General features: G+C 64.7%; 7 protein-coding genes. 5 read left to right on the top strand and 2 right to left on the bottom strand.

Annotation, left to right across the window (positions count from 1 at the left end; genetic code table 11):
* Positions 1 to 749, bottom strand: a 749-nt coding sequence (locus tag CCN35_RS25105) for a helix-turn-helix transcriptional regulator (RefSeq protein ID WP_143631801.1), incomplete at its 3' end; no start/stop codon positions are given.
* Here CCN35_RS25105 and CCN35_RS25100 point away from each other — a divergent pair.
* Complete coding sequence (locus CCN35_RS25100) at positions 721 to 1,545, top strand: ATP-binding protein (RefSeq protein WP_342748652.1); 825 nt, start codon at positions 721 to 723, stop codon at positions 1,543 to 1,545. The two genes, CCN35_RS25105 and CCN35_RS25100, sit on opposite strands and share 29 nt — an antisense overlap.
* A gap of 625 nt (positions 1,546 to 2,170) precedes the next feature.
* The gene (locus CCN35_RS25095) at positions 2,171 to 3,070 is read left to right on the top strand and encodes a TauD/TfdA family dioxygenase (RefSeq protein WP_067395928.1); all 900 of its coding nucleotides are present in this window, start codon (positions 2,171 to 2,173) and stop codon (positions 3,068 to 3,070) included.
* 137 nt (positions 3,071 to 3,207) lie between these two features.
* Here CCN35_RS25095 and CCN35_RS25090 read toward each other — a convergent pair whose 3' ends face one another.
* The gene (locus tag CCN35_RS25090) at positions 3,208 to 3,981 is read right to left on the bottom strand and encodes a glycosyltransferase family 2 protein (RefSeq protein ID WP_067395925.1); all 774 of its coding nucleotides are present in this window, start codon (positions 3,979 to 3,981) and stop codon (positions 3,208 to 3,210) included.
* A 66-nt stretch (positions 3,982 to 4,047) separates the two neighbouring features.
* Between CCN35_RS25090 and CCN35_RS25085 the strand changes: the two genes are divergently transcribed.
* Genes CCN35_RS25085 through CCN35_RS25075 form a run of 3 tightly spaced genes read left to right on the top strand, consistent with a single transcriptional unit; the run spans position 4,048 to position 7,878 of the window.
* On the top strand, positions 4,048 to 5,298 hold the full coding sequence (locus CCN35_RS25085) for a nucleotide sugar dehydrogenase (RefSeq protein WP_086794434.1): 1,251 nt from the start codon (positions 4,048 to 4,050) through the stop codon (positions 5,296 to 5,298).
* A 52-nt stretch (positions 5,299 to 5,350) separates the two neighbouring features.
* Positions 5,351 to 6,739 carry a hypothetical protein gene (locus CCN35_RS25080; protein ID WP_086794433.1) on the top strand — a complete coding sequence of 463 codons (1,389 nt, stop codon included), beginning with the start codon at positions 5,351 to 5,353 and terminating at the stop codon, positions 6,737 to 6,739.
* Complete coding sequence (locus tag CCN35_RS25075; protein ID WP_086794432.1) at positions 6,736 to 7,878, top strand: glycosyltransferase family 4 protein; 1,143 nt, start codon at positions 6,736 to 6,738, stop codon at positions 7,876 to 7,878. The genes CCN35_RS25080 and CCN35_RS25075 overlap by 4 nt, the downstream gene beginning before the upstream one ends.
* Positions 7,879 to 8,200 lie beyond the last annotated feature (322 nt).

Genomic DNA, 8,200 nt, shown 5'->3' with positions numbered 1-8,200 from the left:
CGCACGGCGATCCGCCGTGCGACTTCGAGGGTCTCGGCGGCCTCCGCGTAGCGGCGCGCGTACATGTCGACATAGGCATGCCGGAGCAACGCGCACGCCCACAGATCGAAGGACCGCGCCTGGGCGCTCGCAGAGGCCGCCAGGGTGTAGGAGGCTGCTGCGTCCGTGTACCGGTTCGCGTCGAAGGCCAGTTCTCCGGCGAGTTGGAAGAGGTCGCCGACCACTGTGCACAGGCTGTCCGCGTATCGCGACGGACCGGACTTCAGGGTGTCGTTGAGCGCGACGAGCTGGTCCTGTACGACCGCGGTGACCGAACGCTTGGAGCGGGCGAGTTGGTACACCTGCCACAGGTGCCTGTTCATGATGTGGAAGTCGTCGATCGAGCTCCGGTCGGCGGACTCCGCCACGGCCTCGGCCGTCTGCGTATCGAGAGCCGTGAGTGCGCCGGTCACCGCCAGCAGGCGCAGGAACTCACGTCGGATCATGTCGTCGATGATTCCCACGGAACCGCGAGGAGAACTCATCAGCGACGCCGCGGACTCCGGAAGATCGGCCCGTAAAGGGGTCAGCAGTGCGTCGAGTTCAGAGAGGTCCAGGCGCAGTAGTTGGGCGATCTTCGGCCGCTGCTCGGGCGTGGGCTGTGTCTCTCGTCGCTCCCAGCGGCCGACCGTCGTGCGGTCCACACCGAGAGCATGTGCGAACTGCTCCTGACTATAACCCATGGCTTTACGCCGCTTGGCAAAGTTCACGACGGCTCCTTTCCCACTTTCCCCGCTTGACCAGGGCGTTGCGCACGCGGCGTTCCCTGTGCATCAGAGATGCATCAAAGGTGCCGCATCGATGCCGTTGTTCGCTTCGGTCTTCAGCGGTTGGCTGGACGTCAGCCGCCTTGAAGTGACCAAGCCACCCGGTTCCCTTCTGGCGTGCGGAGAAAACCTGGCTCTGGTGCACCGCAATCCGGAGCCGGGGAATCCACCCCCTCGTAAAGGCAAGTGCTCAATGATGATGACAGCCAGACCAGCTGGGACCGGCACCCCAAGTTACAGCGAAACGTGGCCGTGCGAACCGAAGTCTGCTCATAAGGCCCGCCGACTCGTGGAGGAGGCCATGTGCCTGTGGGGGATGAGCGATCTGGCCCCGGTAGGAGAAATCATCGTCTCCGAACTTGCCACCAACACCATCAACCACTCCAAGTGCCGGTTGCTGCACGTGAAGATTTCCCGCCTCAGCCAGGACACCGTCCGCATCAGCGTGTCGGATGGGAACCGGTGGTCGGCGCCCGTGCTCCGGAAAGCACACCCGCAGGACGAGAACGGGCGGGGACTCCACCTGGTGGATCTGCTGAGCACGAAGTGGGGCTACGACCAAAAGCACTGGGGCAAGGTCGTCTGGGCCGAGCTACAGGCGGCGCAAGTCCCGGGTGCACCTGGCCTGCGCAATGGGAGTCCCGAATGCCCCGCCGTCATGCCCGAGCAGCCCGCAATCCGCGTCCCTACGGGTGGCGAACAACTGAACAACCGCCTGCCTATGAGGTGCTCGACATGACGACCGCCCAGCACCAGCCGGCGAGACGAAAACCGCCCCTCACCGCCGCAGAACTCGAAGAGGCGCTGGTCAAGACACGCACCTGAAATCCCTCCAACAGCTCCGCCTTGCTCGACGACGTCTGCGCCGTCATCGACGAGGTAGCACCTCGAAGGCATTGCTCAGCGCTTACGCGCCACCTCAAGCAACTGGTCGGCTCGCGTGCATCAACAAGGCCGACAAGAAAACGGCACGATCTACGGCTACGGCGAGGACGGCGTGCAGGTGATGGCGAGCCCCGACACGCCCCTGCCCTACGGGCACCCGAACTTGTCCACGTTCCTCGCCTCACAACTGGTGCGGGCCCGGGCTCGTTCCGCGTTGTGGACCTGGAGGAGCTGATGCACCCCCGGCAGCACACGACGACGTAACCCCACGCGTTCTGACCAGGTGCGCTCTCGACTCCCTTCTCCGGCGGACGACGGAATCGTCGGCTCCCCCTGTGGCCGGTACTCACCCGCCGGAGAGGGGCACATCCCTCTGATCACCTGTCCGGTGGCCCGGGTGACGTCCGGCGATCCAGTACCGGTTGACCCGCGCCGTTCAAGCGACACGACGAACACCCCAAGAGATTTGTAGGTTCCGTATGTTCATCGACATCCCGAACCAACTCGAAGCTGCTCTGGCAAGTCTTCCTCTCCCGCCGTGGGAGCTGGACGGCTCATTGCTGGCGAAGCGCACGATGGAGCGGTACCGGGCAGAGCTGACGGCTGCCCCCGGGTTCGAGGAGACCGTCGCAGCCTTGCGCCGCGCGCTGACCGGACAGGACGGTGGCTACGCGGTGCTGCGCCTGGGGAACCTCGCCAGGGCTCTGGGAACCGGGGACCGATTCCTGCGGCTGGCAACGGCCTTCGCGGCCGAGGTGGCCGTCCCCTTCTCTCCCTTCCCGAAGTGGCCTCTGTGGAAGGACATCGGGGTCAAGACCGCCAAGGACCCTGGCAAGTCCTCCGGGACCGGATACAACGCGTTTCACATGGACCTGGTGAACGCCACCCTGCCCCCGGACTACACCACGCTCCTGTGCGTCCGCCCCGACCCGCTCGGCGGCGGCCTGAGCATCCTCTCCGACGCCCACGCCGCCGTGGCACGGCTCCCGGAGGACACCCGTGCCCTCCTGGCTGAGGTTGCCTACCACTACGGGACGTTCTACGACCTGTTCGGCGTCGGCGAGGAGTACAAGCCGTTCCCGGTCCTGGACGGCTCCGCCCCAGGCAGGGGGTTCGTCCGGTTCACCGCCAAGATGCTGGAGAGGTCCCAGCTCAGCCAGGCGCACACTGACGCCGCCAGGAAGCTTGCCGAGGAACTCGTCCGGGGGCAGATCTCCTTCATGCTCCAGCCCGGGGACTACCTCATCATGAATCAGCGCCGCTTCCTGCACGGTCGGGAGGCGCTCCACAGCGGCCAGGAGGCCGTTCCGGTCTCCGACCGGCGGCTGCTCCTCCAGTTGTTCCTGCGGGCGAGGGCCGGTGACGGCGTGGTCGCGTAGCCGACCGACGGCACTGGTGGCCCGCCGAGTGCCGCCCTTCGGGCCAGCCCCGGGCATGTGGCACGGCCACGGGGTGGGGCCTGGCCGGGCACTCCCGGAAACGGTCGCGCGCCGGCTTTCCGGGTCCGTGCACGGAGCTAGATGCGCGAGTTGCGCAGCGACTGCCACACAGCGCCGGCCAGTGCCCGCGTCGCGCGTGGGACGGACAGATGCTCGTGCTCGCGGTAGAGGGCCCAGTTGTACTTCACAAGCGACAGCTTGTTGGAGGACAGCGATCCCGCCCTGTGGGCCCGGTACACCGCAAGCGGTTCATCCAGGCCCCGCGCGTCCACGCCGTCCCGCATGATCGACAGCCAGAGGGCGTAATCCTGGCGCTTGCGCATCTCCGGCATCAGCCTCGTGCCCAGCACCTTGCGGTCGTACATGGCGGTGAGGGCACCTATGTGGTCTCGGACCAGCATCGCGCGGTAGTCGACATGCTCGCGCGCATGGATCACCCGCCCGTTCGGGACCCAGTCGGTGCTCTCGCCGTCGTAGTCGGCGTCCATCTTGTAGTACGAGGTGAACGTCAGCGGCGCATCACCCTCCGCGGCGAAGGCGAGCTGCTTCTCGATCTTCTCCGGAAGCCACATGTCGTCGCTGTCGAGAAAGGCGATGTAGTCCCCGCGGGCCCGCTGAATCGCCAGGTTGCGGGCCCGGCCCGCACCACCCCGCTCGGGTGCCGACTCCGGCAGGACGCGCTCGTCCTGCTCGGCGAACTCGCGAAGCAGGTCCATGGACCCATCGGAGGACTGGTCATCGGTGACCAGCAGCTCCAGGTCGCTGTGGGTCTGCGTGAGCACCGATCGGACGGCTGCGCCGAGGGTGGCTGCCGAGTTGTACACGGGCATCACGACCGACACCAGGGGCACAGTCCTTCTCCTCACCAGCCCAAGAACGAGAGTCCATTCAAGCACCGGTTTCGAGTAGGAGTCGCCATGCAGGTAGTTGTCGCAGGCCAAGGCTATGTGGGGCTTCCCTTGGCCGTACGCGCCGCTGAGGTGGGGCACCGTGTCGTCGGCTACGACGTGGACACGCACCGCGTCGGGCAGCTCGCCGCCGGCCGGTCTTACGTGAGGGAGGTGGACTCCTCGCAGCTGTGCGCAGTGCTGAAGTCCGGGGCCTACTCCGCGACCACCGACGCTGACGCGCTCGCCGGCTTCGACATCGCGGTAATCACTGTGCCAACCCCCCTGCGGGACGACGTGCCGGACTTGAGCCACATCGAGTCCTGCGCCCGGATGCTGGGCAAGTACCTTCGCCCTGGTGCGACGGTGGTCCTGGAGTCCACGTCCTATCCCGGCACCACGGAGGAATTACTGCTGCCGATCCTGGAGGAGGTGTCGGGTCTCAAGGGCGGGGTGGACTTCCTGGCCGGATTCAGTCCCGAGCGGCTCGGAAACAAGCGTTGGTCGTTCGAGGGGGCGCCGAAGTTGGTGTCGGGGATCAACGCCACATCACTCGACGTGATCAAGGGCTTCTACGACGGAATTTTTCAGACTACGGTACCGGTGTCCGGGACGAAGGTCGCCGAACTGGCCAAGCTGATCGAGAACACCTTCCGGTTCGTCAACGTCTCCATGATCAATGAGCTGGCAATGTTGGCCGCTTCCCTCGGCGTGGACATTTGGGAGGCAATTGACGCTGCCGCGACCAAGCCATTCGGATTCATGCGGTTCACCCCGGGGCCGGGAGTCGGTGGGCACTGCCTGCCCGTTGACCCGATGTTCCTATCTTGGAAGGTTCAGCAGGAGCTTGGCATCCCCTTTCGATTCGCGGAACTCGCCGCCGATGTGAACCGACGCATGCCCGACTACGTCGTCCGGCGTCTCGTGGCAGCACTCGACAGGCGCGGAATTCCTGCCAGCGGATCTCGCATTCTGCTGCTCGGCTTGACCTACAAGTACAACGCCACTGACCTTCGCAATTCTCCATCGGCACGTGTCGCCGAACTTCTCCTCGGCCTCGGTGCCGATGTCCGTGGGGTCGAACCCAACATCCCAGACGGCGACGACGCCAAGCTGAACGTGCCCCGGGTCGACGCAACTCCGGACGAAGTGGCTGCCACTGATGCAGTGATCCTTCTCATGGATCACCCGCAATTCGATCTCTCGATGATCCAGCAACACGCTGCCTATGTTCTCGACTGCCGAAAGCGCCTTTCCGGGCCGAACGTCGAGACCCTTTAGCCGATCAAACCCCCGGGTCCCGCAGTCGATCATCCATTTCCCCGGAGTTGTCTTGCACGACGAATGGGAACACGCCCACACGGACTACACCGTGCCCGCGCAGCGTCATATTCCTGCATCGCTGGCCGAAAGCGAGAGTGACTGGCGTGACTATCTGGAGCACTCAACCCCCAACGGCTGGCTGATGCAGAACAACGCCATGACCGAAGCACTCGTCAGCGGACGGCCGATGCACCTGCTGCACGTCACCAAGAACATCGAAGCCATCCGCGCCAGCGGGGAGTTGCACGTTTCCACCGGATGCCTGGTCGGGGCCCTGTACTGCTCACCTCTCGCCAGCCAGCGCGACGGATTGCGCCCGCACAACCTCGGCGCCTACCTGTTGCGAACGAAACCCTCCACCACGCCCATGATCCTCGAGGTCACCCCGGATGGCCCGATCCGGCCCAAGGGCATCGACTACTTGCACCTCGGTCCCATCCACCTGCGCACGTTCCAGCGCTACCAAAGCTTCCTCACTCCGGCCGAGAACGAGCAGCTCGACCGCGCCGTGCTGACCGGGTTGCGCCTCGCCGCCCCGTTCCTCGACACCGCCCTGCGCAACGCCGCCGGCCACGCCACCCCGGCGCCCCAGTTCATCGACCAGTTGTCCGACGCCGTGATGCATGTGCCGTTCCTTGGCTACCTGTACTTCGAGGTTGTGTCCGAATACCTGATGCTCCACTCCGCTACCTCGGAGACCAAGACCTACGCCCAGGTCGGGGAACTGAACAACTGGCTTTACAAACGACTCGCCTACGCCGCCGTGGACGGCATGGACCAGGTGTTCGACCTGTCCCGTTTCCATCCACGTCATCACCGGCTCGTTCAGATCATCGAAGGCATGGAACCGGCACTCGTCCCGGGAGTCGCCGAGTACGTGCGGAGACGCCTGTCCCATCTGTTCGCCCGAACCGCACTGCACCCGTCTCAGGACGCAGCAACAGTAACCTTCCAGGGCACCGATCTCGACATGCTCCGGAAAGCCGCGCCAGGATTGATCGGCCAGACAGTCTTCCGCGAGATCCGGTATATGCCCCGCTATCGGCAGTTGTATCACTGCTTCGAGAAGTCCAATGCCCTCGAGGCATGGAACTACTGGAACTGCGAGGGAATACCCACCCCCTTCAACGGAATCCTCCCCAAGGGAGAGATTGGGATCAATCCCGTCTACCCCCGGTCGACAGTCCGGGTATGGCTTGCAGAACAGGACAGCAAAGGATGTTTACATCCGGCCGATGAGATCGCAGTTATCTTCACACCGCACCTGGCGTCGTGGTGGGTGCCTCCCCGTCAGCACGAGCTGCAGGACACCGCAGAAAATTCACAAGTCAAGTTGGCCTTGGAAGCCCGGTCTTCGGTTCTCCCCCAACGGTCATCACTGAATGGAATTTCCACATGAGCGCCAAAATCCTGAACATCCTGACCGGTGTCAACCGCGCCTCCGAGCCTTCGTCCGGGAGCATGATCCTCGTCAGCGATCTCTATGGCAGCGCGATGCCTGACGTCCACACGACCTTCCTGGGCAGGGCACCGGTTGATCAGGAGTGGAAGGCCGCGTTTGATCAGCTGATCATCCTCTCCACGACGAAACGGCCTCACGGCCCGGACTTCGACGCCTACGTTGACGAGCTCACGCGTGAGGTCAGTGCTCTCATCAAGAAGATCCAGCCGCAGCCGGATGCCATTCACGCCCAGTACCTCGGGTTCGCTCTCAGCCTGGCCCTCACCCGAACCGTCGGCAACATCCCGATCATCGCCATCGCCCACGGTCCCGACGTGATGGCAGCCGAGCGCAGCTCACTGGAACGCGAGGCCATGAACGAAGTGGCTGCCGCAAGCGCCGCGATCGTAGCTCCGACCTCTGCCCTCGCCGACCGCATCGACTGCCTCACCGGACACCGATTCACCGATCGGCTCACCGTCATCCCATGGGGCATCCCATTGAACGATGTCCGGGTACGCGACCAACCGCCTACCGGAACCGGGCCCCTGTCCCTGGTGCACGCTGGCCGACTGGACGACAACAAATCCACAATCACCGCCATCGAAGCCCTCGCTCTGACCTGTCAGCCGCATCGCTTGACCGTGATCGGAGACGGCAGCCTCCGGGGTCGTCTGGAACAGCGGATCAACGAACTCGGGCTGCGAGACCGGGTTCGGTTTGAACCGTTCCTACCCCGCGCCGAACTGTGGCGCCGCCTGCCGACATTCGACGTCTTCGTCTTCACGACCAGAGGCTTGGAGGCTTTCGGGCTCGTCCTCATCGAAGCTCAAGCCCACGGACTTCCGGTTGCCCACTCCGATCTTCCCGGTGTGAGGGAAATCCTCGGGAGCTCTGGTGTTCCCTACATTCCTGGCGACCCGCGCTCACTGGCCACAGCCCTGGACGAGATGGGCCGCGACCTCCATCGGCGCAAGGTCCTGACCGAGGCGGCCGTCAACAACGCGCGCCGATACAACATCACAACCACAGGCTGCCGACTCCGTGAACTGACGCTCCGCGTCGCCTTCCAACGTCCACGGCATCAGAGGGCGTAACAGATCGCGGTCGTTGACGTTTGGGCTGTGAAGAGGGTTGCGTTTCACGTCGGCCCCGCAGTGCCCCAGGGGGCAGTGACCACCGCAGTGGCACAGTCGCCGTCGGCACCCGCCCCACCGGCAAAACCACCCTCGTGCGCCGCCCAGACCGCCGGCCTCGGCATCCCCAAGCTCCAGCAGCAGACCGCCGAGCGCGCCGAATGGATCGACGCCGCGTTCCGAGAAGGGTGGCTGGAGGGCCAAGAACTCGAACCAGGACACAACGGACCGAAGAATCCGTGACCCTCCCGACCCCTCACCCCCGGAAAACCCAGGGGCGGCC

Origin of the sequence: Streptomyces thermovulgaris, from assembly GCF_002155915.1 — a bacterium.
In the GTDB taxonomy this organism is placed as follows: Bacteria; Actinomycetota; Actinomycetes; order Streptomycetales; family Streptomycetaceae; genus Streptomyces; species Streptomyces thermovulgaris.
Note: the sequence above shows the minus strand (reverse complement) of the source record. Positions and strands in the feature narration are given on the sequence as shown.

Coding starts and splice junctions, on each gene's coding strand:
- CCN35_RS25075 (WP_086794432.1), top strand. CDS start 6,736: ATGAGCGCCAAAATCCTGAACATCCTGACCGGTGTCAACCGCGCCTCC.
- CCN35_RS25095 (WP_067395928.1), top strand. CDS start 2,171: ATGTTCATCGACATCCCGAACCAACTCGAAGCTGCTCTGGCAAGTCTT.
- CCN35_RS25085 (WP_086794434.1), top strand. CDS start 4,048: ATGCAGGTAGTTGTCGCAGGCCAAGGCTATGTGGGGCTTCCCTTGGCC.
- CCN35_RS25100 (WP_342748652.1), top strand. CDS start 721: ATGGCTTTACGCCGCTTGGCAAAGTTCACGACGGCTCCTTTCCCACTT.